We start from the raw sequence: 26,059 nt of genomic DNA, 5'->3' as shown, positions 1-26,059 counted from the left end.
CCTGCGGCGTCGCTACGCGATGGCCTGCGGCCACCCTTGACCCGGACCTTCGCCGACCTCTTGTGCTCCGCTATCGGTACGGCGCCTCCGAGTGTCCCCACCGGCTGAGGTGCCGACAGGTCGCCGAATTGCCTCCGTTTTGAACGGCGGATCGGTGCCGGCGGGTGCAAGGCGGTCCAATGAGCAGCGCCGCGAAAGAGCAGGTCAGATGCCAGAACGACCCGAGCGAGCAGGGCGGCCCAACGCGCCGTTTTCAAGCCCACCGCTACCGCCACCCGAAGGGCCCCACCCGCAGCACGCGGACGTGGGGCCCCTGGTTGTTTCCCCGTACGCCGTTTTCATCGTCAGATGCGCCCCCGACCGGCGCGCCCGTTGCTCGTGATCGGATTGGCTACAGCGGCTGTCGTGGTCGTTCTGCTTCAGGGAACCTGGGGCTTCTAGCGACCGCGCGGCTAGTTCAGTTGCGCCGGGCGGTCTACGACCTCCACGTAGCGGATCACGGCGTCGACGACGTCGACGATCAGCAGTCCCGGCCACGGCGGCTCCAGCCAGACGTTCCGAAGCCCGGGCCCCCACTGACCGTCAGGAGCGGGGCCGGTGAAGAAGCTCTGGCAGAGGTCGTCGCCGCAGTCGCATCGCTCGGCGACTTCGAGTTCGCGCGCGCTCGCCGCGAGCTCCTCCTCGCCCTCCGCGATCAATGCCGCCCGCAGTTCTTCGGCGAATACGGGCCACTGATGGGTAAGACGTTCCATCTCGGCTACCGTCCTCTGCGCTGACGATGCAGCCACCGGCCGATGTCGCGGACGACCTTGCCGAACTCGCGCGCCTTGATGATGTCGACGCGCACCACGTCTCCGAGCCGGCTCCACGGGGTCCCGGCCAGGGGATCGCCGAGATGACGGATGTGCCGCGGCCGGGGCGACTCGTCATCAACCGACATGTCGAGATCGTAGTGCCGCGTTCCTGCGCTCCCCAGGCAGGGTCTTGCCTGGTGGCGAGACTATGCAGGACGAGAACAGCAGGAGCGCGCAGCGACCCGCAACCCGCTCCCTAGATGAAGGTCTTCATCGGTGAACTGGCGATCCTCAGCTCTCGCACAGCTGCGAGAGCTCCGACTTGAACTCCTCCGAGTCGCTGGTGAGCTCGCTCTGCCAGAGCGTGCCGTAGAAGGCGACGTCGGCGTCGCGGCGGATTCCGAGCGACCAGACCTGCACGGTTGCGCTCTCGACGCCGATCCGGTCGCCGGCACCCATCTGACCGCCGCGCGTGAACTCGTTCTCGGGACGGAACGGGTCGATGATCCACATCGAGGCCTCGCGGCCGGGCGGGATCGTCACGCGGTCGGACGTCTCGTCGTCCGGCGGTGCGCCGAGCAGCGGGTCGGACGGGAACGTGGCGTCGTACCTCGGGTCGTCGGGGACGGGGCTGAAGCGGTACGCCTCGGGCCTGGTGCTGATCACCTCGACAGGCCAACGGCCCTCGTTGCGCACGGTCTGGACGGCGACGGGCGCCTCGTCCTTCGCGTATACGGCCCAGAATTCCTCGTCCGGGTAGTCGCAGTCGTCCCCGTGCCCCACGCCCGACGACGCCGCCGAGCCCTGGGCCACGGCGGCGGTCCCCGAGACCGCCCACCACGCCACGAGGAGTGCCAGGACGGCGACGACCGCCAGGGCGATCCTCCCGCTCCGACGGCGGAAGCGGACCTTGAACTCGACCACGTCGTCGCTCACGAGCCAGACAGTAGCGGCACGGGACCGGTCAGGGCGTGCGGCCGGACAGCACGACGATCTGCTCGAGGGGGCCGGCGCCGGGTCGGGCGCCGCTGCGGACCTCGGCGAACGCGCGGCCGGGACCGCGGGCGGTGTCGGGCACGGCCTGCATGCGGCGCAGCACGCGCTGCGCGAGGGTGGCGTCGACGTCGTCGTAACCAAGGTCGAGGGCGCGGGCGAGGTCCCAGGTGTGGATGACGGTGTCGCAGAGCTGCATCTCGTACAGGTCCTCGACGGTGCGCTCGCCCGGGACGCCGGGCACCGCCCTCCGCTGCGTGGCGTCTGTGGCGGCGGCGAACGCGCGCTCCATGAGGTCGGCGGTGCGGCGGTAGCTCGTCTCCAGCCCCGGCCAGGCCGGGCCGACCCGGTCGAGCGCGGGCAGCCGGAGCGGGTCCGACGACGCACCCTCGGTTCCCGCGACGGCCTGACCGAAGTGGATGTTCTCGGTGACGACGTGCCGGTACAGGTCCGCCACGTCCCACCCCTCGCAGGGGGTGGACGCCGCGAGGTCGCCGGGCGTCACCTCCGACGCGAGGGCGGCGAACGCCTCGGTGGCCGTGTGCAGCGCGGACGTGTCCATGGTCAGCCTCTCGGTTCGGGCCGCGCCCCGACGTGCTCGAGGAGCGACTGCAACGAGGCGCGGCCACCCGCCGGGAGATCGGCCAGCAGCTCGTCCTCGGCGGCCCAGATGGCCCGCTGGATCTCGGCGACGACGGCTGCCCCTGCGCGGGTCGCGTGGATGGAGTTGCGGCGCCGGTCAGCGTCCGTGCGGCGCTCGGCGAGGCCCCGGGCCTGCAGCACGTCCAGGTCGCCGACGATCCGGTTCCTGCTGTACCCGAGGCGGTCGGCGAGCTGGGTCTGGCTCTGCCCCTCCTCGCGCGCGGCGACCGACAGCACCGCGTACTGCCACATCGACAGCCCGGACTCCTGCGCGCAGCGCTCCTCCGCGCGCCGCAGGTTGCGGTAGAGCGGGCCGAGCAGCCCGAGCAGGTCACGACGTTCCGGTGCGGCCATGGATCGAAACTATCACCAGGTAGTGATCGTTGTCAGGAGATGATGAATGGTCGCCGGCCGACGACGTCGGAGGTTGTACTTTCGCGCCCCCGCGCCGGACACTGGTCGGCCAGGCGCCGGGGGACCGGCGGCCGCTCACGACCACCCGGGAGACGACCGACGATGGCAGCGCGACGCACGGACGGCTACGAGCTCGCGGGGGCGGACGCGGACGACCGCGGCGACCGTCTGCTGCGGGGGGCGGCGGTCGCGGGCCTGGCGCTGATCCAGGCGGGCGTGGCGGGCCTGTTCGTCAGCGCGTGGTGGCGCCACGTCCTCAACGTCCTCGACGCCCCGTCCGTGGGCGGGGTGGTGTGGCGGCTCCTGACGGCCGGGCTGTTCGTCTGGGTGCTCGTCGCGGAGATCGGCGCCCTTCGCCGTCGCCGCCGGTCGCCCGTACTGGTGATCTCGCTGGCGCTCGCCGCGATGGTCGGCGCCATCCTGCTGGAGACGCTCGCGCCGTTCTAGGCGTCGCCGCGCCAGCAGCATCGCGTGGCGGCACCCAGGAGGGTGGTACGCAGGGCGTCGCGGCATCGACGTTGCACCTGGCGTCAGTTCCGCGCCGTGAACCGTCAGTGGGTACGACGTCGGCGAGCGTGGCGGCGTCGTTGCCGACACGTCGTCCACGGCACGTCGTCGCGCCGGTCCTGGCGGGAAAAGGACCTGACGGCGTCGCTCGCGCCGGCGGATCCTGGGGCCGTGCTCCCGACCATCGCCCCCGACACCACCGCCGCCGACGCGCGCGCCCTGCTCGAGTCGCACGGCTGGACCCTGGTCGGGACGGGCGACTGGGCGTGGGTGCTCGCGTCCCCGGACGGCACGCTGGCGGCGCGGGTCACGCCGTTCGACCCGGCGTTCCGGCTCTTCGCGGACGCGTTCGCCGCGCGGCCGCACCCGTTCGTCGTGCGGATCGACGACGTCGTGCCGCTGCGGCACCGCGGCTACGTCGTCGTCATGGAGCGCCTGCACCCGGCGGACCGGGACCGGGCGCTGCGGCTCGTGCGGTCCCTCGGCGTCACCAGCGCCACCGACGCCCCGCCGCCCGACGACGTGCCCGCCGACCTCACCGACCACCCCGGCGTCGTCGACCTCCGCCGCCGCGTCGAGGACCTGCTCGCCGACGGCGCCCGGCGCTACCGGCTCTGGGGCGGCGCCGACATCCGGCCGGGCAACATCCTGCAGACCGGCGACGGCCGGCTGCGGCTCACCGACCCGGTCTTCGTGCACGGCCCGACGGTCGTCGAGTCGATCCGCGACGCCCGCGCGGAACGGCTCGCCGACTTCTCCCGCGCCGACCTCGAGGACTTCCTGCGCATCCCCGCCTTCGCGCCCGGGCCGGGCACCGACGCGTTGCGCGCGGCCCTCGCGGACCTCGTGCTCCCGGAGGATCAGCGCCCGGAATCCTGCCGGCCGACGTCGTAGACGGCGTGCACGGCCGTCGTCGACGGCGTCACCGCCCGCTGCGTCAGGGAGTGCGTGCGGCCGCCGACGAACAGTGGCGTCCCGGACCCGAGGACGACGGGGGACAGGTGCAGCACGAGGACGTCGAGCAGCCCGGCGTCCAGCGCCGACCCGACGGTGAGCCCGCCGCCCATGAGCACGACGTCGCGGTCGTCGCCGGCCTCCGCGGACAGTTGGTGCGCGGCCGCGCGAGCCTGCTCGACGGCGTCATGCAGGCCGGTCGTGACGAAGGTCCAGAACGCGAGCCGCGTGCGGGTGGGGGCGTGGTGCGTGACGACGAAGAACGGTGGCGTCCCCACCTCGCGCGCGCCGTAGCCCACCTCGTCGTTCCAGCCCTGCGGGCCGTCGACGACGTCGAACAGGTGCCGCCCGAGCACGACGGCGCCGCTGCGCTCGGTGGCGGTGCGGAGCTGCTCCCGGTCGACGGGGTCGTCGCTGAACGCCCAGGTGTGCAGGGCCTCGCCGCCGTCGCCCAGACCGTTCTCGGGACCCGGGTGGGGCCCGGTGACGTACCCGTCGAGGGAGATCGAGATGTCGCCCACCACTCTGGTCATGCAGGGTGGACCGCCCCGGCGGCGCGGAGTCATCGACCCGTGGTCGTCGAACCTCGGGATCAGCCGGCGGCGGCGAGGAACGTGTCGACCGCGCCGCGCGACCGCAGCCGGTGGAACGCCAGGTGCGCGTGGGCGGGGTCGGCCATCGCCGTGCCGTACCGCTCGGGGTAACGCCCCACCTGGTCCCACGACCAGCGCACGATGCCGTCCCTGCGCCAGGGCGCGAGGACGTCGCGCCACCGCTGCCGGTTGCCGGTGCCCGGCCAGAGCTCCGTGCGGTCCACGGCGCGCGCCAGCGTGCGCCGGTACACCTGCGCCATGACGACCGGCCTCGGCGGGTCGAGCCAGACGACGGCGTCCGCCCGTGCCCAGATCTCCGCCTGCAGGGCGGAGTAGTTGCCGTCGATCACCCACGCGTCGCCGCCGATCTCGCGCCGGGCGTCCGCCAGGAACTCCTCGCGCGGGCGGGGCGTCCAGTCCGGGCCCCAGAACAGCGCGTCCAGCTCGACGCGTCGCACGCCGAGCCGTGCCGCCAGCTCCCGGGCGAGCGTCGACTTGCCGGACCCTGCCGCACCGACCACCGACACCCTGCGCACCCGCGGCAACCTAGCAGCCGGGGACGGCGGTCAACCGACGACGTCGATGGCGGCCGACGGGTTCATCGGGCACTGCATGCTCGGGTCGATCTCGCACAGGGTCTTGGCGTTCTCGAGGTCCACCGAGATCTCGGCCGGCCCCGGCGGCATGTCCTCCGGCACGACGACGGTGGTCCGCGCGGCGCCGTCCTCGTCCGGGTCGACGACGACGAGGTCCGCCGAGTAGTAGTGGCTGCCGACGTCGTCGTTTCCCGTGCCGTCCACCAGCGACATGATCGAGATCTCGTACCGGGCGTGGTCCGGCAGCTCCGTGGAGCAGTCCAGGCCGCCGACCCCGTCGACCCGGACGTCCACCTCGTCGCCCGGGCTCACGCTCGTCGGCGTGACCACCGGGTCGTTCGCGGCGCAGTACGCGTTCTGCGGGAAGACCCCGCACCCGGACGACAACCCTGTCGTCGCGAGGAGGGCGACGACGGCGAGCATGCCTCGCACGATGTGCGGCACGGCCGTCGTCTCGCCTGGGCGCCGGCGTCGCGCTCGCATCACGGGCCTCCCGGCGCCTGGACCATGATCGCCACGTCGGTCAGGGCGCCGCCGCCATCGACCGACACCTCCGAGGGCAGGGACGACACATCGCCGACGTGCGCGACGACCTCGAAGACGCCGACGGAGTCCGTGTGGAACCGGGCGATGCCGTCGGCGTCGGTCACCTCGTTGTCGACGGATGACGAGCCGAGCAGCAGCTCGACCTCGGCACCGACGGCGGGAGCGGCCAGGCAGCCGTCGTCGCCGCACTCGTTGGACAGGACCTGGACCTCGACCGAGCCGCCCGCGGTGGGGGTTTCGACGCTGCACGCCGCGGCGCCGGCGACGGCGAGGACCGTCGCAAGCCCGAGCGCGGTGCGGCGGGCGGGGCGGAGGAGCGGGGGCGACGTCGGTGTCGGCACGCGCCCAACGTAGTGGCTCGGGGCGCCCGTCGTCCCGAGTGCGGCCGCTTGCTAGGGTCGGCATCATCGGTCAAGCAATGGCCGGTGCAGTCGATCCGGTCGGAGGCGACCTTTGCCCGTAGACACCCTGGCAGCCGAGGCGCAGACGCTCGAGCCCCCGCGCCTGGTCGGTCAGTTCAGGCTCGAGCCGGCGTCGGACCGGTGGACCTGGACGGACGAGGTGTACGCCCTGCACGGGTTCGCCCCGCACGAGGTGGTGCCCACCACCGGGCTGGTGCTCTCCCACGTCCACGCGGAGGACCGCGAGCGCACCGGCGAGGCGCTCGCGGCGGCGATGCGCACGGGCGAGGCGTTCTCCGTCGTCCACCGGCTGCTCGACGCCCGCGGACGCGAGCTCACGATCGCCGTCGTCGGCCGCGGCGTGCGTGCCGAACAGGGTCCGGGCGCCTTCGCGCTCGAGGGGTACTTCGTCGACCTCACCGCCGTCGTCGCCGAGCGTGCCCACGCGCGCGCGACCGCCGACATCCGGGCGTCGGCCGAGAGCCGCGGGGTGATCGAGCAGGCGAAGGGCATGGTCGCCGTGCTCTACGACGTGGACCCCGCCACCGCGTTCCAGGTGATGCGCCGGACCTCCAACGACCACAACGTCCCGATCCGCGACCTCGCGCAGGCCATCGTCGCCGTCGCGCACCGCCAGGACCTGGACCGTCGCTCGGCGGTCCGCGGGCTGCTCGCGGCGCCCCGCACGGACTGAGCGCTCAGGCCTCGTCGGCGGTGTGCGACTGGACGGGCTCGTGCCCGTCCCCGGCGAGCGACAGCCGTCGGGCCACGACGTCGTCTGCCACGGCCTCGAGCGTCGTGCCCTGCACGAACGCGTGGGCGCGGAGCACCGCGAGCGCGTCCGGCGGCGACAGGCGCAGCTGGATGGAGACCATCCCCGTGGCCTGGTGCACCTGTGCCCGGGTGGACGACCCGTCCTCGTCGAGCTCGCCGAGGACGGCGGTGCCCACGGCGTCGGCGAGGAACTGCGCGTCCTCGAGGCTGCGGGCCAAGGTCCCCACCACGTAGAGCCCCAGCGCGCCGACGGGGACCCCGCCCACGCGCATCGGCACGGCGTACCAGGTGGCGTCCTCGACGTGCTCGTCCCCGGCGGCGAAGAGGGAGAAGACGTCGCCGGCCCCGGTGCTCGGGCGCAGCGGGGTGACCACGATCCTGTCCTCCGCGATCGCGGTGTGCCCGGGACCGTCGCCCAGCAGCTCCTGGATGCTGCTGAGCTCGGCCGACGCCCCTCCGGAGGTGGTGATCGTCAGCTGCTCGCCGGGCGGTGCGGCCACCGTCACGGTGCCGCCCTGCGCTCCCAGGACGTCGAAGCACGCGCGGCACAGCCGTGTCGCGGGGGTGAGCTCGGCGCCCTCGACCTCGGTCAGGGCGCGGGCGAGGAGTCCCAGAAGCTCGGAGGTGTTCACCGGGGGCTCCGTCCTGTCGCTCCGGACCCAGTGTCCCACCGTCGGCTCACGCACGTGTCGAGGCGTCGCGCGCGGACGGGCCGCCCCGCGGTGGCGCGGCGGTGCTGGCCTCGGGCGTCAGCGATCCGACCCGCCGATGACGTCGTCCTCGCCGCCGAGGACGAGGGACCGGACGACCGTGTCGGCCACCTCCCGCAGGGGGAGGTCACGCCCCTGCGAGGCGGTCAGGAGCACCCGCCGGGCGTCGTCCTCGGTGCAGTCGTTCGCCGCCATCAGCACCCCGACGGCGCGCTCGACGGCGACGTCGTCGGCGATCTTCCGGTGGAGGGCGGCGACGGCCGCCCCGAGGTCGGCGAACTGGAGCTGGAGGCGCACCGCGTCCGCGGTCAGCAGGGCGTAGGCGGTGCAGGTCGAGACGAAGTCCGCGGGCCAGTCCCCGCCCGTGCGCGAGTACACGTTGAGCGCGACCTGGACCCCGGGCCCGACCACGGCCGGCGCGCCGAGCGCCTGCACGAACCCCGCCTCCTTCGCCGCCGTGGCCCAGGCCTCCCAACGGGCGGGCGCCGTGGCGACGTCGGTGGTGAGGGCCTCCCGCACCCGCATCGCGTCGATGCAGGGCCCCGTGTCCGCGCGGGCCTCGGCCTGGTCGCAGCGCGCCGCGGCGCGGGAGCTGCTCCCCGCCTTGAGGGAGATGCCGTGCTCGCGGATCGACACGCTGACCTCGATACCGTGCCCGAGGACCAGCGCCGCGCGGGTGGCGCACTCGTCCAGGTACTGCGAGAGGGTCATGACAGGCACGGTACCCGGGAGTCGGGGGTGCCTGCGCCCCCGGCCGCGGGGCGGCCGGGGGCGCCGTTCGCCCGGGGTCAGCGACGCCCGGTGAGGCGGTCGACCTGGAAGAGCGTCGTGGTGCCCGACACCTCGTTCGCGACGGCGAGCAGCGGCCGGTGCGTGGGGGATCCGGAGGCGGGGACGAACGCCAGCCCCTCGGGGCCGAGGTCGCCGGCGCCGGCGAGCGCGGCGGCGGGGTCGGCCCCGTCCTCGATCGCGTCCTCGACGGACACGGAGTAGTCGCGGTTCGAGACGTAGGTGACGAACTCGGAGCGCTGCGGCCGCGTGATGTCGTAGACCATCACGCCGCCGGCGCGCTCCAGCCCCACGAACGCGTAGGTGCGGCCCGAGACCTCGCCGATCGCGAGGTTCTCCGGCTCGGGGCCCTTGTCGTCGCTGCGGCCGTCGCCCTTGGTCTCGATGTGGTTGGTGTTGAAGGCGTCGCCGAGGGCCCCGGCGGTCACCTGCTCGAACTGGTCGCCGGAGTCGAAGACGAGGTCGCCGTCCGTGGTCCACACGGAGAAGGACCGGCCGCCGAACGAGTAGAGCTGCTCGTAGCAGGAGCCGTCGGCGCGCAGCCCGGACGCGGTGGTGACGGTGAGGCGGCCCAGGTCGGCGTCGCCCCGCAGGCCGAACGCGGGGGAGTCGGCGCAGACCGGCGCGAGGCCGCCCTTGCCGAGGTCCTTGACCCGCGCGGGCTCGGCGTAGTCGCCCCACTCGCGGGCGTCGCCCTCGTTCGCGGTGACGAGGTAGGTCCGGCCGTGCGAGGTGTACGACGCGATCCCGTCGGGCATGTACAGCCCGCGGACCGGCACCTCGCGGATCGCGGCGACGCCGTCCTTGTCGGACGGGTCGATGCCCTGGCCGGGCACCGCGTGGTCCTTGCTGCCGAGCGACCACAGGTCGGTGGTGCGGGCGCTGCGCAGGTCCACCTCGGCGACGGCGTTCGCCTCCTGCAGCGCGACGTACGCGGTGCGGGAGTCCTTCGACACCGTCACGTACTCCGGCTCGAGGTTGCGCGACACGCGGTGCTCCAGCGACCCGTCCGGGCCGGCCACGTCCGGCCCGAAGACCCGCACCCCCTCGGGCAGCGCGTCGCCTTCGAAGGCGTGGAACGTCGCGGTGCGCACGGCGGACTGCTCGACCGCCGGCCCCTTCGTGCCCGACCCCTTGCCGGACACGCGGTCGGGGAGCGCGACGACGGACACGGTGCCCTCGGGGTCCACGCCGAAGTCGTCGGCGGGTTCGCCCTCGTTCGCGACGACGGCGCTGCGCCCGTCGGGCGTGATCGTCACCATGTCGGGCAGGGCGCCGACGCGCCACGCGCCGAGGGCCCGGCCGTCGCCGGCGGCGTCGAACAGCACGAGCCAGCCGTCGGAGACCTTGTCGGGGGACTCGACGGCGACCACGCCGAGGCCGTCGGACCGGACGGCCACCGAGTTCGCGATCGCGCCGTCGGGCACGGTGGTGCCGTCGGCGGCCCGCACGCCCGTGGTCCGGAGCGCGAAGAGCTGGCGCGGCGCGGACGGCCGCGCGACGTCGAGCACGGTGACCTCGCCCGCCTGCGCGTCCACCGAGAACAGGCGCTGCGAGCGCGCGTGGTAGGCGACGATCTCCGCCGCCGAACGGTCGAAGACCCCCGTGGCGTACGAGCCGAGCGGCGAGAGGGCGATGCGGGCGTCGTCGGCGGACGTCGTCACCGGCTGCGCGACGACGCCCGCGCCGGGCTGCGTGTCGCGGTGGGCCGACGCGGTGAGCGCGAGGGGCACGGCCAGCGCGACGGCGAGAGTCGTCGCGCAGGCTCCGACGACGGCGCGCCGCCGGGGCCGGGGGGTGAGGTGGTCGGGCACCGGGGTGCGGGCGTTGCGCAAGGGGTCCTCCGTGGCGGGCCGGTGGCGCGCGCCTGCGCGCCCTCGGGGTGACCGTAGGGAGGACGGATGGCCGCCCGGGGAGGTCGCGGTGAACGCGCGCCGGCCTGCCGGTGAACGCCTGGCTCAGGCGGTCGCGTCGCCGGCGACGTCCCGCACGCCGTCGCGCCCGAGCTGCGCGATCCGCCAGACCGCGCCCCCGAGGAGCACGACGAGCGCGAGGTTGCGCAGCCCCTCGACGGCGATCATCGCGGGCTCGCCGGCGAGGAACTCCCCGTAGGCGACGGGGTAGACGATCTGCGTGCCGAGCGCGGCGAGCAGCGCCCCGACGGCGGGCGGTCCCCAGAGCCGGCGCGTGCCGGGGCCGGCCAGCGCGAGCGCGGCGGCCAGCGGCGGCCCGATCCACGCGACGAACTGGGGCGACCCCACCTTGTTGAACACGATGAGCGCGAGCAGCAGGGCGGCGGTGCTGAGCAGCAGGATGTCGCCGGCGTGGTCGGGGCGGCGGTGCGCCGTCCACCAGGTGAGGGCGGCGAGCAGGAGCACCACGAGGGGCAGCAGCCAGTCGAGAGCCGTGGCGACCTGCCGGGCGGCCTCGCCCTGCACCTCGTACGTGTAGATGACGTCGTTGTAGTCGATGCGCACGGTCGGGTCCCACAGGCGCGCCACGCTGAACCAGGTCGCGAACACGGACTCGGCCTGCAGCGTGCGCGCCTCCTGCTGGCCGAAGACGGAGAACGCGCGCTCGCCCGCGCCGCCCGCGAGGGCGAGCCCGACGACGACCACGCTGACGGCCGCCCCCGGCACGACGACGTGCCGCAGCAGGTCCCGCCAGCGCGCGCGGGTGGCGGCCAGGGCCACGACGACGGCGCCCGGCGCGATCTTGATCCACGCCCCGGCGGTGGCGACCGCCGTCGCGAGCGCCGGGCGGCGGGAGGCGACGACCAGCGCGACGAGGATGAGCGGCGCGACGACGCCGTCGAGCCGCCCCACGAAGATCGGGCCGAGCGCGACGAGGAACGCGAGCCACCACCAGGCGCCGAGCACGCCGCGGGGGGCGGACCGCACCAGCACGATCGTGGCGACGGCGTCGAGCGCCACGACCATCGCCGTCCAGACGATCTCGTACCCCAGGACGCCGTGCGACAGGAGGGCGGGCAGCGTGACCGGGACGAGCGCGCCGGCGGGGTACACCCAGTCGTAGTCGAGCACGGGCCACTGCCCGGTGGTGAGGCCGTGGCGGGCCCACCACTCGTACAGCGTCACGTCGCCGTAGATGGTGTTCCCCCAGGTGATCGCCTGGTTCACCACCCACGCGTGGACCGCGACGAAGCCGAGCGCCAGCAGCCACGGGGACCTCAGCACGGCGCCGAGGGGACCGGGGTCTCGCCGCGCGGAGGGCGGCTGCGTGGTGGGCACGACCGACATCGTGGCAGACCGGTCTCGGAGGCGGCCCCGGACGCAGGCAGGGATGCGAGATACGGTGATAGACGTCTAGAGTTTCGGACACCCGAAAACTATCCGACCGAAGGAGTCCCGTGAGCCGACCGACGCCCGCCACCGCCCCGGCGCCGCCCGCGCCCGGCGCCGACGGCACCGGCGCGAGCGGTGCCCGCCACCGGGGCGCCCGCCCCGCCCGGATCGTGGCGCTGCTCGGCCCGGCGTTCGTCGCCGCCATCGCCTACGTGGACCCGGGGAACGTGGCCGCCAACCTCACCGCCGGCGCGCGGTTCGGCTACCTGCTGGTGTGGGTGCTGGTGGTCGCGAACGTCATGGCGGTGCTGGTGCAGTACCTGTCGGCCAAGCTCGGCGTGGTCACCGGCCGGTCGCTGCCCGAGGTGCTCGGCGAGCGGCTCTCCCGGCGCGGCCGCGTCGTCTACTGGGCGCAGGCCGAGGTGGTCGCGATGGCCACCGACGTCGCCGAGGTGATCGGCGGCGCCATCGCCCTGCACCTGCTGTTCGGCGTCCCGCTGGTGCTGGGCGGCCTCATCACCGGCGTCGTGTCCATGCTGGTGCTCACGGTCCAGCAGCGGCGCGGGCAGCGCGTCTTCGAGTCGGTCGTGACGTCGATGCTCGTGGTGCTCACGATCGGGTTCTGCGCGGGCCTGTTCTTCTCGCCGCCCGACCTGGGCGCCGTGCTCGGCGGGATGGTGCCGCGCCTCGAAGGCCCCGAGTCGGTGCTGCTGGCGGCGTCGATGCTCGGCGCCACGGTGATGCCGCACGCGATCTACCTGCACTCGTCTCTCGCGCGCGACCGGGTGCGGCACGACGCGCGCGTGCAGCGTCAGCACCTCCTCGCCGCCGGGGTGGCGGACGGCGACGACGAGCCCGCGCCGCCGTCGACCGCCACCGTGCGCCGCCTGCTCACCGCCACGCGCTGGGACGTGGTCGCGGCGCTCGTGCTCGCGGGCGGGGTCAACATCGCGATGCTGCTGCTCGCCGCCGCGAACCTCCCGGGCCGCACCGGCACCGACTCGATCGAGGGCGCGCACGCCGCGATCGAGTCGTCCCTCGGGCCGGCGGTGGCCGTCCTCTTCGGCGTCGGCCTGCTGGCGTCCGGGCTCGCGTCCACGTCGGTCGGCGCCTACGCGGGGGCCGAGATCATGTCCGGGCTGCTCCGCGTCCGGGTCTCCTTGCTGGCCCGGCGCCTGGTCACCCTGGTGCCCGCCATCGTGCTGCTCGCCACGGGGGTGTCGCCCACGTGGCTGCTGGTCGTGAGCCAGGTGGTGCTGAGCTTCGGCATCCCGTTCGCGATGGTGCCGCTGGTGCGGATCACCCGCGACGCCGGCCTGCTGGGCGGCTTCCGCAACGGCGTCCTCACCCAGGTGGCCGCCTGGGCCGTGGCCGCAGTCATCGTGGCGCTCAACATCGCGCTCCTGTGGCTGACGTTCACCGGCTAGCGGCGGTCGAGGCCGGGGTCAGGGGGCCAGCGCGGCCTCGAGGCGGTCGACGAGCGCGGCCTGCGCGCTGACGACGAGGCGGCGCGCGTCGTCGGGCCCGAACCAGGCGACGCGGTCGATCTCCGGCACCTCGATCCGCTTCCCGGAGCGCGGCGGCCACTCGATCTCGACGGTGTTGCTGCGGGCCGTGGCGAGGTCCGGCTGCGGGTCCGGCCACGGACGGGCCCACGCGACCACGCGCTTGCCGGACCTCTGCCGCACCTCGCCGAGGTCGACGTCGGGGGACGACGGCTCCGGGAGCGGCAGCCCGAGCTCCTCCGCCGCCTCGCGGAGCGCGGCCGCGTGCGGCTCCTCGTCCGGCTCGAGCTCGCCCTTGAGCACGGTCCACGCGCCCTCGTCCTTGCGCGCCCAGAACGGCCCGCCCATGTGCCCGAGCAGCACCTCGAGCCCGCCGTCGGGCGTGGTCCGGTAGAGCAGCAGCCCCGCGCTGGTCGTCGCCATCACCCCAGGATCGTCGACCGCGCGCCCTGAGACCGAGTATCGCTTGACCTGAGACGCCGTCGCGGGTCACCATGGGGGCAGGTCGGCGTCGCCACACCACCAGCCTCGTGGCGGCGCCGGCCCTCCTTCTCCGGGCCCGGAACGCCGGACCCCCGTGCAGAGAGAGGTCGTCGATGACCCGCACCGCCCCCGTCATGCCCGGCGTGACCGCCCCCGACTACGACGTCTCGCAGCCGCTGGACCTCGACTACGTGGGCGCCTTCGCCGGCGTCGCCCCCGAGGAGCGCGCGCACCAGCTCGCCGTCCGCGAGTTCGTCCAGGACGAGGTGCTCCCCGTCATCGACGGCTACTGGGAGCGCGCCGAGGTGCCGTTCGACCTCGTGAAGAAGCTCGCCGAGCGCGACTTCCTGCGCGACGGCGTCGACGTGCCCGGCCGCCCGTCCGTGTCGTTCATGGCCGAGGGCCTCGCCAGCATGGAGATGTCGCGCGGCGACGGCTCCGTCGCCACCATCTGCGGCGTCCAGGGCGGCCTCGCCCTGCGGTCGATCATCATGCACGGCTCGCCGGAGCAGATCGAGCAGTACGCCGAGCCGATGGCGCGCGGCGAGATCCTCGGCGCGTTCGCGCTCACCGAGCCCACGCACGGCTCGGACTCCGTCTCGCTCGAGACCACCGCCCGCAAGGAGACGCGCGACGGCGTCGAGGGCTACGTGCTCGACGGCGAGAAGAAGTGGATCGGCTTCGGCTCCTGCGGCGACATCACCGTCGTGTGGGCCCGTCTCGTCGGCGACGACGGCGACAACCAGGTGCACGGCTTCATCGTCCCGCAGGACGCCCCCGGCTACGCCGCCACCACGATCGAGGGCAAGGTCTCGCTGCGCGCCATCTGGCAGGCGCACATCGTGCTCGACGACGTGTTCGTCCCCGCGGACGCCGCGCTGCCCGGCGCGACGTCGTTCAAGGCGACCGCCGCCGTCCTCTTCGCGACCCGCCTCGCGGTGGCCTGGTCCGCCGTCGGGCACGCCGTCGCCTGCTACGAGGCCGCCGCCGCGTACTCGACGCAGCGCATCCAGTTCGGCCGCCCGCTGGCCAAGAACCAGATGGTGCAGGAGCGGCTCACCCGCATGCTCTCGCTGGTCACGCAGATGCAGCTGCTGGTCGCGCAGATCACGCGCCTCGCCGACGCCGGCACGCTGACCGGCGAGCAGGCGTCCCTCGCCAAGTACACGACGACGCGCCAGGCCCGCGAGGTCGCGTCGATCGCCCGCGACATGCTCGGCGGCAACGGCATCCTGCTCGCCAACCGGGTCGCGCGGCACTTCGCCGACCTCGAGGCGCTGCACACCTACGAGGGCACCGAGTCGATGCAGGCGCTCATCGTGGGCCGCGACATCACCGGGGTCTCCGCCTTCGCCTGAGCCCAGCACCCTCCGCACGACGGGGACCCGCGCAGCCGCGAGGGTCCCCGTCGTCGTGTGCGGGCTCTGTGCGGGCTCGTCAGAGGGCGAGGTCGACGGGGACGACGTCGGGGAGCCCGAGCCGCGCCCAGGTCGTGCCCGCGGGGAGGCGGAGGTCGCGGGCCGCCGCTCGGCCGGCGGGGGACAGCGGCCACGCGGCGGGGTCGACGCCGGCGGACACCTGCGGTGCAGCATGACGGACCAGGGTGACGCGCACGGGGCCAGTATGTCCGGGCCTCGGTGGCCTGGATGCTCCTAGGGTCGGGGCATGACCGACGCCGACGACCTCGCCCGCGCGGGCGCCCGCTGGGACGACGACCCGAGCGCAGGGGAGTGGATCCTGCCGCTGCTGGGGGACTTCGGGCCGACGCTCGGTCACGCCGTCCCGCAGCGGTACGCCGCGTACGCCGTCGTCCCGCTGAGCCGGGACGACGAGGGGGACGTCGACCCGGACGGCATCGCCGAGCGCCTCGGCGTCCTGCTCGACGCACTCGCCCCCTGGACGGGGGAGCGGGTGCTGCACGGCACGCTCTGGGAGGGGTGGCCGTCGTTGTACGACCGCGCCGGCGGTGTGGGGTCGTCGGGGACGGCCGTCGGGCTCGCGTGGGACCCGGACGGGCCCGAGCCCACCGCCGAGGAGCTGTCCCTGGCTCGGCGCGCTGCGGAGGCGGACCTGCTCGCCGAGCTCGTCGCGCGGCCGTCGGCCGAACGGCTCCGGCTCCCTCATCGGGACTATCACGTGTGGACGGGCACGACCCGGTCGGTCATCGCGCTCCGGGACGTCGTGGAGCTGCCCTCGCACGTCTGGCCCGAGCACCGCGCGTGGTTCCTCGGGGCGCCGATCTACACGGCCGAGGTGGCGGTCGGCGGCCCTGCGGACCTGGTCGACGCCGTCCTGGCCGAGGAACGGCTCGAGGCCCGGCCGGCCACGCCGTCGACCGTCCTCGACGGCGACGACTGAGGACCACCGCCGCGCCGTCGGGCGTCAGGCGGCGATCGTCGACTCCGCCTCGGCCTGCTCGCGGCGGTGCACGCGCCACCAGACGAAGAACCCGGTCAGCGTGAAGGCGCCGTAGAACACGTACATGAGTGCGGTCGCGTAGTACTGCGCCGACCAGAGGAGCGGCACGCCCACGACGTCCACCGCCACCCAGACCAGCCAGAACTCGACCCAGCCCTTGGCCATGCCGTAGGTGGCGACGAGGGAGCCCATGAAGATCCAGGCGTCCGACCACACCGGCTCGTACGAGCCGAGCGCGCGGAACAGCGGCGTGAGCAGCAGGGTGCCGCCCACCATCACGACGACGATCCCGACGCGCTCCCGCCAGGAGGCCCAGTGCGGGTGCACCGCGGCGCCGCCGTCGGCGGGGATCCTGCCGTCGGCGCGCACCTCGAGGGCGGCGCGCTCGGTGCGCCGCCACTGCACCCAGCCGTAGATCGACACGATCAGGAACATCACCTGGCGGCCGGCCTGGCCGAGCATGTCGGCGCGGCTGGAGTCGCCGAACCACGAGCCCATGAACACCGTGAACAGCAGCAGGTTGCCGACGATGCCGACGGGCCAGGCCCACACCTTGCGCCGCATGCCGCCCAGCGCCGAGGCCAGGCCGAAGCCGTTGCCGACGATCTCGCGCCACGACATGTGCTGGTCACCGATGGTCAGCGTGGCGTTGAAGAACGCGTCGATCGCGTCCATCGTTCACTCTCCCGGTCCGAGGGTGCGGCGTCCGGGGTGAGGGCTGACGTCCGCCGAGGGCGGACCGGGGCCCGCCGTCGACGACACGACGCCCGGCGGCACCCACCCGTCACCGGGCGCGTGCCGCACGTGCTTCCTCCCATCCGGACTTTGACCGTCGGCCCTGGAATCTCACCAGGTCAACCGGCCTCCCGAGGGAGGCCGGGTCGCGGGCTGTCACCGCCGGCTCGGAATTTCACCGACCCCGGAGCACGTACGTGCGTGTCTTCCACCGCCGGAGGTCCCGGCGGCGTCTTGCACAACGCAGGATGCCACAGGGGCATTCCGGCGTGCGCTCAGGAGAGGGCGTCGCGGACGGCGCGGGCCACGTCGTCGGGCCCGGCGCCGGGCTCCAGCACGGTGACGACGACGCGCCGGCCGTCGGCGCCCGTCACCACGGAGCGCCCGCCGTCGCCGTCGGTCACCGGCACCTCGCCCGCGGCGGCGAGCTGCTCGTCGGTGTGCGGGAAGGGGGTGATCGCCGCCCGGCGCAGGTCGGCGAACGCCTCCTCCAGCTCGGGCCGGAGGTCCAGGTGGGGGTTGCGCAGCCAGCGCCGCAGGATGGCGTTGTGCACCGCGACGACGGACGCGGCGAACGCGATCGACATCGTCGTGGTGGAGCGGTCCGGGGGCAGCGTGTCGCGCAGGTACGCGGTGAAGGCGCGCTCGTAGCGGTGCGTCGTGACGAGCTCGCGGTCGCGCAGCGCCGGCACCTGCTGCAGCAGCTGGTGGCGGGCGATCGACGTCTCCCGCTGGCCCACGTGATGGTCGAAGACGAGGCGGGCGGCCCGGCAGACCTCGAGGTACGGGTCGGTCGCCGGGTCCCACGCCCGCTCGGGCGCGCGGCCGGACTCCTCGCTGGCCCGGGCCTCGGGCCGCGTCTCGGCGAGCATCACCACGACCTCCTCGAGGAGGAGCTCGTGGTCGGCGAAGACCACGTCCTCCTTGGAGCGGAAGCGGCGGAAGAAGGTGGCACGGCTGACGCGGGCCGCATCGGCGATCTCTTCGACGGTGGTCTGCTCGTAACCCTGCCGGGAGAAGAGGTCGATCGCGGCGTCGACGGCCTGGGCGTGGGTGTGCGTCCGGACGGCAGTCATGCCACGGAGATTACTCCGGCAGGCCGTCCTCACCCGCCGGCGTCCGCCCGCCCTCGGTCCCGAGCAGGAGGCGGTAGAACCGGAAGAGCCCGAAGTCGTCCACGGGCAGCACCTCCACGCCGGCGAAGCCCGCCTCCCGGGCGTACCGGCGCACGGTGGCGGGGCGCATCACCGTGCCCGTCGCCGCCGACGGCCACGACGACAGGCTGTCCGGCAGGCACACGAACAGGCTGTAGCCGTACATGATCCGGTCGACGTCGTCGGCAGGGGCCTGGAACTCCTCGGCGACCGCCTCGTCCATGACGACGACGACGCCGTCGGGCCGCATCGACTCCCGCACGGCCTCCAGCACGGCGACCGGGCGCGGCATGTCGTGCAGGCACTCGAAGGCGAACGCCGCGTCGAACGGCTCGGCCGTGCGCAGCTCCGCGGCGTCGGACAGGTGGAACACGACCCGTTCCTCCAGGCCGCGCTGCGCCGCGGCGACGCGGGCGGCCTCCACCGACGGCCGGTCGAGGTCGACGCCGTGCAGCTCCGCGGTGGGGAAGGCGCGCGCGAGGGCGAGCGTCGACCAGCCGAACCCGCAGCCGACGTCGACCACGCGGGCGCCCGGACGGCTGAGCACCTGCCGCACCGGCTCGATGCTCGCCAGCGCCGAGGCCAGCCGCTGCTCGAACCACGGCCGGTTGACGTCGGCCTGCGCGTGGCGGGCGTCGTCGCCGAGCTGGTCCCACGACACCCCGCCGCCCGTGCGGTACGAGCGCAGCAGGTGGGGGAGCTGCGGCCCGACGGCCCCGACGAACCGCGCCAGGGGCGCCAGGTAGCTGAGCGACTCCGGGTCGGCCAGCACCTCCGCGTGCGCCTCGGGCAGCTCGAACGTGCGCGCGGCGGCCCGTGCGGCCTGGCTCAGGCCGTCGGTGGCGCCGTCGGGCTCGTGCGCCACGAGGATGCCCGTCGCGGCCTGCTGCTCCAGCCACTCCCGGGTGTAGCGCTCGGACGTGCCCGTCACGGCCGCCAGCTCCGCCGAGGTCTGGGGGCCGCACTCGTCGAGCGCGCGGTACCAGCCCAGCGAGTCGCCGACGTAGACCGCGAGGGTGTCGATCGCGCCGAGCGCCGCGCCGAAGAGCCGGTCGGCGAACTCCGCCGCGGACGGCGAGGGCGGGCCCGGCTCGTGCGCCTCCGCGGCGCTGGTGCTGGTCCTCCCGGTGGTCCGGGTCACGTCTGTCATGCCGACGCCTCCGTCGCGACGCCCGCGCCGTCGCGGGCTCCCCGTGGGCGTCGTCGGGAAGACGCCCGCCTTCGACGCTAGCCCGGGGCCCTGCGCCGCGTCGATGCCCGGAGCGGGTGACTCCTGGCGGGGTCAGCCCTGGCGCGGTCCCGCGCCGGGCTCATCCCGCCGGGGCTCGTCGAACCCGGCGTCCGCGGGGCGGCGCGTGCGCTGCAGGTAACGGATCTCGCGGACGGCGACCCCGGCCGCGAGGATCAGCGGGATCCAGGCCCACATCCGGCCGCGGAGCACCACCGAGAGCATGGCGACGGCGACGACGCACGCCCCGAACACCGTCCACACGCTCGCCCACCGCACCCTGCGCACGTGGCGAGGCTACCGCGCCGCCCCCGCCGCCTGGGTAGGGTGGCGGGCGTGACTTCCGGGACCACCACCGCGCCTGAGACCACGTCCACCCCCTCGACCGCCCCGGTCGTCGACGTCTACGTCGACCCGCTGTGTCCCTTCGCCTGGATCACCTCCCGGTGGGCGCTGGAGGTCGCGGAGCACCGCGACGTGCGTCTCACGTTCCGCCTCATGAGCCTGTACCTGCTCAACGCGGACCGGGACCTGCCGGCGGACTACCGGGCCAAGATCGAGTCGTCGCGCGGCATCGGCCGGGTCGCGGCCGCCGTCCAGACCGAGCACGGCCCGGAGGCGTTCGGCGCCTTCTACACGGCGGCCGGCACGCGCATCCACCCCGGCGGCCGGTCGGACCTCGACGCCGTCGCGCGCGAGGCGCTCGCGGAGGCGGGCCTGCCCGCCGAGCTGGCGGACGCCGCGACCTCGGACCGCTACGACGCGGCCCTCGCCGTCTCGCACGAGGAGGGCATGAAGCCCGTGGGCGAGGACGTCGGCACGCCGACCATCCACGTCGACGGCGTGGCGTTCTTCGGGCCCGTGCTCACGCGCGTGCCCCGCGGCGAGGACGCGGTGCGGATCTTCGACGGCGCGGTCGCGCTGGCGTCGTTCCCCGACTTCTTCGAGCTGAAGCGCTCGCGCACCTCCTCGCCGACCTTCGACTGACCGTCCGGCGTCGCGCCGGCCCACCGCTCCACCCGAGAGGCGAACCATGACCCTCGACCTGCGTGTCTTCACCGAGCCCCAGCAGGGCGCGTCGTACGACGACGTGCTCGCCGTCGCGAAGGCGACCGAGACCCTCGGCTTCAGCGCGTTCTTCCGCTCCGACCACTACCTGGCGATGGGCGGCGACGGCCTGCCCGGGCCCACCGACGCCTGGACCACGCTGGCCGGCCTCGCCCGCGACACGTCCACGGTGCGGCTCGGCACCCTGGTCACCTCGGCCACGTTCCGGCACCCGGGCGTGCTGGCGATCCAGGTGGCGCAGGTGGACCAGATGTCCGGCGGCCGCGTGGAGATCGGTCTGGGCGCCGGCTGGTTCGCGCGCGAGCACGAGGCGTACGGCATCCCGTTCCCGGCGAAGCGGTTCGGCCTGCTGGAGGAGCAGCTCGAGATCCTCACCGGGCTGTGGGGCACGCCCGTGGGCGGCTCGTACTCCTTCGCCGGCGAGCACTACACGCTCACCGACTCCCCGGCTCTGCCGAAGCCGGCGCAGGCGAAGATCCCCGTCATCGTGGGCGGCGGCGGCCCTCGCCGGACGCCGGCGCTCGCCGCGCGGTTCGGCGACGAGTACAACCAGGCGTTCCCCGAGCTCGACACCGTCGCCTCCCGGATCGGCGTGATCGACGACGCGCTCGCCGCCGTCGGCCGCACCCCGGACTCGATCGTGCAGTCCGTGGCCCTCGTGCTCGCCGTGGGCAAGGACGAGGCGGAGTTCGCGCGCCGCGCCGCCGCCATCGGCCGCGAGCCGGCGGAGCTGCGCGAGCACGGCGTGGCCGGCACGGTCTCCGAGGCCGTGGACCTCCTCGGCTCCCTGCGCGACCAGGGCGTGCAGCGCGTGTACCTCCAGGTGCTGGACCTGGACGACCTCGACCACCTGGACCTCGTCGCGCGCGAGGTCGCGACGCAGCTCTGACCCGTCGCCCGGGTCCGTCCGCCTCCCGCCGAGGCCGTCGGGACCCGCGCGAGGTGGTGCGATCCACGCCGGGGTGGTGCGCACGACCTCGGGAGCGCCCGGCCCGCCTCGGCACGGTGCGGACCACCGGGCGCTGACGGACACCTGCCGCGGCGGGGGCTGCCTCGTGGCGGTGTCGAGGCGTGTCCGCGAGATGTCGTCGGGATGTTGACGAGGGAAACCCCGACCCCTACGGTGAATCCATTCAACCCGGGAAGGCCTTTCCCGAACGCTGGCCGGCGGTGCCGCCGACCAGGAGCCCAGGGACGAGCCACGACGGCTCGTGCATCGATGGAGATGGGACCGACATGGCGACGGTGGACGACGCGCGAGCCCGCGGCACGCGGCTCGACCGCTGGTTCGGCTGGGTCGACACCCTCGCCTACCTCGGGCTGCTCAACCTCCTGATCCTGGCCGGCACGCTGACCGGGGGAGTGGTGCTCGGCCTGGCGCCCGCGCTCTCCGCCGCCGCGACCTGCAGCCGCACCCGGCTGCGCGGGGACGCCCAGCGCACCGTGCGGGCGTTCGTCCAGGCCTGGTCGGCCGGCTTCGGCCGCGCCAACCTCGTCGCCGCACCGGCCCTGGCGGTGCTCGTCCTCACCGGGACGAGCCTGGCCGCGCTCGACGGCGGGCCCGTCGTGCTGCGGGCCGCGCTCGCCGTCGTCGGCGGCCTCGCCGTCGTGCACCTGCTGCTCGTCCTGACGATGGACGCCCACTACGACCTGCCGCGCGGCGCCGTGCCGCGGCTGGCCTGGTCGTTCCTGCTGCGCTTCCCCGGCGCACCCCTCCTCCTCGCGGCGACGACGGCGCTGGTCGGCGTCGTCACCGCGTTCGTGCCCGGACTCCTGCCCGTCGTGTCGATCGGCGCGTGGGTGCACCTGTGCACGGCGCTCTGCCTGTCCTTCTACGCCGCCAACGACCGCAACCTCGAGCACCACCCGGCGGACCCCGACCCCCTCGACGAGTGAACGACGACGTGCACTCCGACGAAAGGACCACGATGAACTCACGACGGCTGGCACCCCTGGCCCTCCTGGCCGCGGGCGGCCTCCTGCTCTCCGCCTGCAGCAGCGCGGGGGGCGGCGACGGCGACGGTGGCGGCAGCGGCGAGAAGCTCGCCTCGCTGTCGATCATGGCGCCGTACCTCTCGGCGACGCCGCCCGAGGCGGACGACCCGGTGGGCGAGAAGCTCTCCGAGCTCGCGGGTCTCGACCTCGAGATGCAGTGGGTGCCGAACGCCGAGTACGGCGACCGCACCAACGTGGTGCTCGCCGGCGACGACATCCCCGACGTCATGGTGATCCAGCAGAAGAGCCAGGGCTTCGTGCAGACGGCGGAGGCCGGCGGCTTCTGGGACCTCACGGACTACCTCGCCTCGGGCGACTACCCGAACCTCGTCACCGAGAACGAGGACGTGCAGCAGGCGTCCAGCGTCAACGGCAAGGTCTTCGGCGTCTACCGGGCGCGCGACGTGGTGCGCACGTCGATCAGCATCCGCAAGGACTGGCTGAAGAACCTCGGCCTCGAGGAGCCCACCAACACGGACGAGCTGATGGAGGTCGCCCGGGCCTTCACCGAGGACGACCCCGACGGCAACGGCAAGGACGACACCTACGGGATGATCATCCCCGCCTGGGGCGCGACGATCGGCACGGGCAGCCCGTACGACGCGATCGAGACGTGGTTCGGCGCGGGCAACGTGTGGAAGGACGACGGCGGCACGCTGGTCCCGTCGTTCACCACACCCGAGTGGAAGCAGGCGCTCGACTACGAGAAGACGCTGATCTCGTCGGGCTACGTCAACAAGGACTACGCCACGATGGACGGCACCACGGGGTGGAACGAGCCGTTCGTCAACGGCAAGGGCGGCATCATCATCGACGTCCAGTCGCGCGCCGCCCAGCTGGCCGGCCTGTTCAAGGACCAGGACCCGAAGACGTACGACCAGAAGGTCGCGCTGGTGGGCAACATCGCCGGCCCGAACGGCGACTTCGCGCTCCCGACGCCGGGCTACAGCGGGTTCCTCGCGGTCCCCAAGGCGTCGGTGCAGACGGAGGACCAGCTCAAGCAGGTGCTGACCGCCCTCGACGCGCTCGCCGGCAAGGACGGCCAGGTGCTCGAGAACAACGGCATCGAGGGCGACAACTTCACGGTGGAGGACGGGTACGCCGCCTTCGACGAGTCCAAGCAGGACTACACCGACGTCGTCTCCGGCGCGTGGGCCCAGATCGGCACGAACGTGGCCGGCTACGTGGCGTACAAGCCGAAGCCGGAGACCGCGTACGACGCGGAGCTCGCCCAGGAGCGGCTCGACCTGCAGGAGAAGGACCTGGAGAAGGCGGTCTTCAACCCGGCGGGCGCGCTGGTCTCCAAGACCTACTCCACCAACGGCGTGCAGCTCGACCAGGTCATCGCGGACGCCCGCATCCAGTACATCAGCGGACAGATCGACGAGTCCGGCCTCGACGCGGCGATCGCGCAGTGGAAGTCCTCCGGCGGCGACCAGGTGACGTCCGAGATGAACGAGCTCTACGGCCAGCTCGGCTGATCCCCTCCGGCGCGGGGCCGGACCGGCCCGCACGGGCCACCGGCCCGGCCCCGCGCCCCGTCCGAGATGGAGGCTGCGATGACGACCGTCGTCGACGTCGAGAAGGCCGGCACGCCGGCCCCGACCGCCCCGGTCCCGCGCCCGCGACCCCACCGCCGGTGGGCGCGCGTGGTCCGGTTCCGGTGGCTGCTGGTCATGCTGCTGCCGGGGGTCGCGTACTTCCTGCTGTTCCGCATCTGGCCGATGTGGGGCGCGCAGATCGCGTTCAAGAACTACGTGCCGTTCCTGGGCATCCAGGGGTCGGAGTGGGTGGGCTGGCAGCACTTCGCCGAGTTCTTCTCCAACCCCGACTTCCCGCGGCTGCTGGGCAACACCCTGATCCTGGCCGCGCTGAGCCTGTTCGTCGCGTTCCCCCTGACGATCGTGCTGGCGCTGCTGCTCAACGAGGTGCGCCTGTCGGTGCTCAAGCGGACCGTGCAGACGCTGGTCTACATCCCGCACTTCCTGTCCTGGACGGTCGTGGTCTCCCTGACCGCGCTGCTGTTCGCGATCGGGACCGGGCCGCTGTCGTCGTTCCTCGACGGGCTGACCGGCCAGGAGACGAACTACCTCGCCGACCCGTCCTGGTTCCGGCCCCTGATCCTGCTGCAGACCGTCTGGAAGACCACCGGCTGGGGCACGATCATCTTCCTCGCGGCCCTGGCGAGCGTGGACCAGGAGCAGTACGAGGCCGCCGTGATCGACGGCGCCGGCCGCTGGCAGCGCACCTGGCACATCACGCTGCCCGCGATCCGCCCCACGATCATCGTGATGCTCATCCTGCAGACCGGGGAGATCCTCAACACCGGCTTCGAGCAGATCTACCTGATGTCCAACGCGCTGAACCGCACGGTCGCGGACGTGTTCGACACGTACGTCTACTTCACCGGCATCCAGCAGGGCGCCTACTCCTACTCCACCGCGGTGGGCCTGTCGAAGGCGATCGTCGGGCTGGTGCTGATCTTCGGCACCAACTGGCTCGCCAAGCGCTTCAACCAGCAGGGGATCTTCTGATGGCCACCACCACACCCGTGCTGCGCCGGGCCTCCAAGCCGTCCACCCAGCACCAGCGGTTCAACACCCGCGCCGGCCGGGCGTTCGACGTCGTCAACGTCGTGCTGCTGGTCGCGGTCGGGCTGCTCGCGCTGCTGCCGTTCCTGTACGTGCTGGCCGGGTCGTTCGCCACCGAGCTGGAGATCACCACCCGGCCGTTCTTCCTGTGGCCCCGCGAGTTCACGACCGACTCCTACGCCTCGATCCTGTCCTCGACGGCGTTCGTGCGCGCCTTCGTCACGACGGTCGTCGTCACCCTTGTCGGCACGCTGGTCCAGCTCGCCCTCACGGCGCTCATGGCCTACCCGCTGTCGAAGGTCGAACTGCCCGGGCGGCGCACGATCATGACCGTCGTCGTGTTCACGATGGTGTTCTCCGCGGGCATGATCCCCACGTTCCTGGTGGTCAAGGAGCTCGGCCTGCTCAACACCTACTGGGCGCTGATCCTGCCGATGGCGATCAACCCGTTCAGCCTCATCATCATCAAGAACTTCTTCCAGCAGCTGCCGCAGGAGCTGGAGGAGTCCGCGAAGATCGACGGCGCCCACGAGCTGCAGATCCTGCGCCACGTCGTGGTGCCGCTGTCCAAGCCGGTGCTCGCGACGTTCGCCCTGTTCTACGCGGTGGGGATCTGGAACGACTACATGTCGCCGCTGCTGTACCTGGGCGACCAGGACATGTGGACCCTGCAGATGTTCCTGCGCCAGGTCACGGCGTCGGCGTCGCTGTCCGCGCAGGACATGGGCAGCGAGCTCCCGCCACCCGCGCAGGGCATCAAGTTCGCGGTGGTCATCGTGGCCACCATCCCCGTGCTCCTGGCGTACCCGTTCCTCCAGAAGCACTTCGCCAAGGGCATGCTCATCGGCAGCGTGAAGGGCTGAC

At 73.5% G+C, this 26,059-nt stretch carries 31 protein-coding genes and 1 riboswitch; of the genes, 12 read left to right on the top strand and 19 right to left on the bottom strand.

Features of this window, described 5'->3' with window-relative positions; all coding sequences use genetic code 11:
• Positions 1-452 precede the first annotated feature (452 nt).
• The 5 genes from ACFU9A_RS18875 to ACFU9A_RS18855 form a co-directional block, all read right to left on the bottom strand.
• Positions 453-752: a hypothetical protein gene (locus ACFU9A_RS18875; RefSeq protein ID WP_430576825.1), complete on the bottom strand. Its 300-nt coding sequence runs from the start codon at positions 750-752 to the stop codon at positions 453-455.
• 5 nt (positions 753-757) lie between these two features.
• Positions 758-940, bottom strand: coding sequence for a hypothetical protein (locus tag ACFU9A_RS18870; protein ID WP_430576824.1), 183 nt, complete (start codon positions 938-940; stop codon positions 758-760).
• Between the two features lie 145 nt (positions 941-1,085).
• Entirely contained in the window at positions 1,086-1,730 is a 645-nt protein-coding gene (locus ACFU9A_RS18865; protein ID WP_430576823.1) for a hypothetical protein, read from the bottom strand.
• A gap of 28 nt (positions 1,731-1,758) precedes the next feature.
• Positions 1,759-2,349: a TIGR03086 family metal-binding protein gene (locus tag ACFU9A_RS18860; RefSeq protein ID WP_430576822.1), complete on the bottom strand. Its 591-nt coding sequence runs from the start codon at positions 2,347-2,349 to the stop codon at positions 1,759-1,761.
• A 2-nt stretch (positions 2,350-2,351) separates the two neighbouring features.
• Positions 2,352-2,783 (bottom strand): MarR family winged helix-turn-helix transcriptional regulator, encoded by a 432-nt coding sequence (locus tag ACFU9A_RS18855; RefSeq protein WP_430576821.1) that lies wholly within the window; start codon positions 2,781-2,783, stop codon positions 2,352-2,354.
• A gap of 162 nt (positions 2,784-2,945) precedes the next feature.
• Here ACFU9A_RS18855 and ACFU9A_RS18850 point away from each other — a divergent pair, with 162 nt between their 5' ends.
• Both ACFU9A_RS18850 and ACFU9A_RS18845 read left to right on the top strand, forming a co-directional pair.
• Positions 2,946-3,290, top strand: coding sequence for a hypothetical protein (locus ACFU9A_RS18850; protein ID WP_430576820.1), 345 nt, complete (start codon positions 2,946-2,948; stop codon positions 3,288-3,290).
• Positions 3,291-3,521: 231 nt separating this feature from the next.
• On the top strand, positions 3,522-4,244 hold the full coding sequence (locus tag ACFU9A_RS18845; RefSeq protein WP_430576819.1) for a hypothetical protein: 723 nt from the start codon (positions 3,522-3,524) through the stop codon (positions 4,242-4,244).
• On the opposite strand, the gene ACFU9A_RS18840 is transcribed toward ACFU9A_RS18845, so the two are convergent.
• The 4 genes from ACFU9A_RS18840 to ACFU9A_RS18825 are packed head-to-tail and all read right to left on the bottom strand — an operon-like array spanning position 4,211 to position 6,380.
• On the bottom strand, positions 4,211-4,837 hold the full coding sequence (locus ACFU9A_RS18840) for a dihydrofolate reductase family protein (RefSeq protein WP_430576818.1): 627 nt from the start codon (positions 4,835-4,837) through the stop codon (positions 4,211-4,213). The genes ACFU9A_RS18845 and ACFU9A_RS18840 overlap by 34 nt on opposite strands.
• Positions 4,838-4,896: 59 nt before the next feature.
• Positions 4,897-5,433: a toxin gene (locus ACFU9A_RS18835; protein ID WP_430576817.1), complete on the bottom strand. Its 537-nt coding sequence runs from the start codon at positions 5,431-5,433 to the stop codon at positions 4,897-4,899.
• Between the two features lie 30 nt (positions 5,434-5,463).
• Positions 5,464-5,916, bottom strand: coding sequence for a hypothetical protein (locus ACFU9A_RS18830; protein WP_430576816.1), 453 nt, complete (start codon positions 5,914-5,916; stop codon positions 5,464-5,466).
• Positions 5,917-5,975: 59 nt separating this feature from the next.
• Complete coding sequence (locus ACFU9A_RS18825) at positions 5,976-6,380, bottom strand: hypothetical protein (protein ID WP_430576815.1); 405 nt, start codon at positions 6,378-6,380, stop codon at positions 5,976-5,978.
• Between the two features lie 112 nt (positions 6,381-6,492).
• Between ACFU9A_RS18825 and ACFU9A_RS18820 the strand changes: the two genes are divergently transcribed.
• Positions 6,493-7,134 (top strand): PAS and ANTAR domain-containing protein, encoded by a 642-nt coding sequence (locus ACFU9A_RS18820; RefSeq protein WP_430576814.1) that lies wholly within the window; start codon positions 6,493-6,495, stop codon positions 7,132-7,134.
• Positions 7,135-7,138: 4 nt separating this feature from the next.
• On the opposite strand, the gene ACFU9A_RS18815 is transcribed toward ACFU9A_RS18820, so the two are convergent.
• The 4 genes from ACFU9A_RS18815 to ACFU9A_RS18800 all read right to left on the bottom strand — a co-directional run bounded on the left by ACFU9A_RS18815 (position 7,139) and on the right by ACFU9A_RS18800 (position 11,964).
• A complete protein-coding gene (locus ACFU9A_RS18815) occupies positions 7,139-7,846 on the bottom strand; it encodes an ANTAR domain-containing protein (protein WP_430576813.1) in 708 nt (235 codons plus the stop codon).
• A 117-nt stretch (positions 7,847-7,963) separates the two neighbouring features.
• Complete coding sequence (locus tag ACFU9A_RS18810; RefSeq protein WP_430576812.1) at positions 7,964-8,635, bottom strand: ANTAR domain-containing protein; 672 nt, start codon at positions 8,633-8,635, stop codon at positions 7,964-7,966.
• A 77-nt stretch (positions 8,636-8,712) separates the two neighbouring features.
• Positions 8,713-10,548: a choice-of-anchor I family protein gene (locus tag ACFU9A_RS18805; RefSeq protein WP_430576811.1), complete on the bottom strand. Its 1,836-nt coding sequence runs from the start codon at positions 10,546-10,548 to the stop codon at positions 8,713-8,715.
• Between the two features lie 123 nt (positions 10,549-10,671).
• The gene (locus ACFU9A_RS18800; RefSeq protein WP_430576810.1) at positions 10,672-11,964 is read right to left on the bottom strand and encodes a glycosyltransferase family 87 protein; all 1,293 of its coding nucleotides are present in this window, start codon (positions 11,962-11,964) and stop codon (positions 10,672-10,674) included.
• A gap of 221 nt (positions 11,965-12,185) precedes the next feature.
• On the opposite strand from ACFU9A_RS18800, the gene ACFU9A_RS18795 reads away from it, so the two are divergent.
• Positions 12,186-13,445 (top strand): Nramp family divalent metal transporter, encoded by a 1,260-nt coding sequence (locus ACFU9A_RS18795; RefSeq protein ID WP_430576978.1) that lies wholly within the window; start codon positions 12,186-12,188, stop codon positions 13,443-13,445.
• A gap of 18 nt (positions 13,446-13,463) precedes the next feature.
• Here the strand turns inward: ACFU9A_RS18795 and ACFU9A_RS18790 are convergent, their stop codons facing one another.
• Positions 13,464-13,946, bottom strand: a complete 483-nt coding sequence (locus ACFU9A_RS18790) for an NUDIX domain-containing protein (RefSeq protein ID WP_430576809.1) — start codon at positions 13,944-13,946, stop codon at positions 13,464-13,466.
• 173 nt (positions 13,947-14,119) lie between these two features.
• Here ACFU9A_RS18790 and ACFU9A_RS18785 point away from each other — a divergent pair, with 173 nt between their 5' ends.
• Entirely contained in the window at positions 14,120-15,364 is a 1,245-nt protein-coding gene (locus ACFU9A_RS18785; RefSeq protein ID WP_430576808.1) for an acyl-CoA dehydrogenase family protein, read from the top strand.
• A gap of 79 nt (positions 15,365-15,443) precedes the next feature.
• Here ACFU9A_RS18785 and ACFU9A_RS18780 read toward each other — a convergent pair whose 3' ends face one another.
• Positions 15,444-15,620, bottom strand: coding sequence for a hypothetical protein (locus ACFU9A_RS18780; RefSeq protein ID WP_430576807.1), 177 nt, complete (start codon positions 15,618-15,620; stop codon positions 15,444-15,446).
• Positions 15,621-15,671: 51 nt separating this feature from the next.
• On the opposite strand from ACFU9A_RS18780, the gene ACFU9A_RS18775 reads away from it, so the two are divergent.
• Positions 15,672-16,364, top strand: coding sequence for a hypothetical protein (locus ACFU9A_RS18775; protein WP_430576806.1), 693 nt, complete (start codon positions 15,672-15,674; stop codon positions 16,362-16,364).
• A 24-nt stretch (positions 16,365-16,388) separates the two neighbouring features.
• On the opposite strand, the gene pnuC is transcribed toward ACFU9A_RS18775, so the two are convergent.
• The 4 genes from pnuC to ACFU9A_RS18755 form a co-directional block, all read right to left on the bottom strand.
• Positions 16,389-17,099: a nicotinamide riboside transporter PnuC gene (gene pnuC, locus ACFU9A_RS18770; protein WP_430576805.1), complete on the bottom strand. Its 711-nt coding sequence runs from the start codon at positions 17,097-17,099 to the stop codon at positions 16,389-16,391.
• 125 nt (positions 17,100-17,224) lie between these two features.
• A riboswitch (FMN riboswitch) is annotated at positions 17,225-17,356 on the bottom strand.
• Between the two features lie 78 nt (positions 17,357-17,434).
• Entirely contained in the window at positions 17,435-18,235 is an 801-nt protein-coding gene (locus ACFU9A_RS18765; protein WP_430576804.1) for a TetR family transcriptional regulator, read from the bottom strand.
• Positions 18,236-18,245: 10 nt separating this feature from the next.
• On the bottom strand, positions 18,246-19,463 hold the full coding sequence (locus tag ACFU9A_RS18760) for a class I SAM-dependent methyltransferase (protein ID WP_430576803.1): 1,218 nt from the start codon (positions 19,461-19,463) through the stop codon (positions 18,246-18,248).
• Between the two features lie 132 nt (positions 19,464-19,595).
• Positions 19,596-19,829, bottom strand: a complete 234-nt coding sequence (locus ACFU9A_RS18755) for a hypothetical protein (RefSeq protein ID WP_430576802.1) — start codon at positions 19,827-19,829, stop codon at positions 19,596-19,598.
• 48 nt (positions 19,830-19,877) lie between these two features.
• On the opposite strand from ACFU9A_RS18755, the gene ACFU9A_RS18750 reads away from it, so the two are divergent.
• From ACFU9A_RS18750 to ACFU9A_RS18725, 6 genes are all read left to right on the top strand, one after another.
• Positions 19,878-20,528 (top strand): disulfide bond formation protein DsbA, encoded by a 651-nt coding sequence (locus ACFU9A_RS18750; RefSeq protein ID WP_430576801.1) that lies wholly within the window; start codon positions 19,878-19,880, stop codon positions 20,526-20,528.
• Between the two features lie 46 nt (positions 20,529-20,574).
• Positions 20,575-21,498, top strand: a complete 924-nt coding sequence (locus ACFU9A_RS18745) for an LLM class F420-dependent oxidoreductase (protein WP_430576800.1) — start codon at positions 20,575-20,577, stop codon at positions 21,496-21,498.
• Between the two features lie 347 nt (positions 21,499-21,845).
• Positions 21,846-22,505 carry a DUF624 domain-containing protein gene (locus tag ACFU9A_RS18740; RefSeq protein WP_430576799.1) on the top strand — a complete coding sequence of 220 codons (660 nt, stop codon included), beginning with the start codon at positions 21,846-21,848 and terminating at the stop codon, positions 22,503-22,505.
• Between the two features lie 32 nt (positions 22,506-22,537).
• On the top strand, positions 22,538-24,085 hold the full coding sequence (locus tag ACFU9A_RS18735) for an extracellular solute-binding protein (RefSeq protein ID WP_430576798.1): 1,548 nt from the start codon (positions 22,538-22,540) through the stop codon (positions 24,083-24,085).
• 78 nt (positions 24,086-24,163) lie between these two features.
• A complete protein-coding gene (locus tag ACFU9A_RS18730) occupies positions 24,164-25,138 on the top strand; it encodes an ABC transporter permease (RefSeq protein WP_430576797.1) in 975 nt (324 codons plus the stop codon).
• Positions 25,138-26,058, top strand: a complete 921-nt coding sequence (locus tag ACFU9A_RS18725) for a carbohydrate ABC transporter permease (protein ID WP_430576796.1) — start codon at positions 25,138-25,140, stop codon at positions 26,056-26,058. The genes ACFU9A_RS18730 and ACFU9A_RS18725 overlap by 1 nt, the downstream gene beginning before the upstream one ends.
• Position 26,059 lies beyond the last annotated feature (1 nt).

Source organism: Isoptericola sp. NPDC057653 (assembly GCF_042799955.1).
GTDB lineage: Bacteria > Actinomycetota > Actinomycetes > Actinomycetales > Cellulomonadaceae > Isoptericola.
Note: the sequence above shows the minus strand (reverse complement) of the source record. Positions and strands in the feature narration are given on the sequence as shown.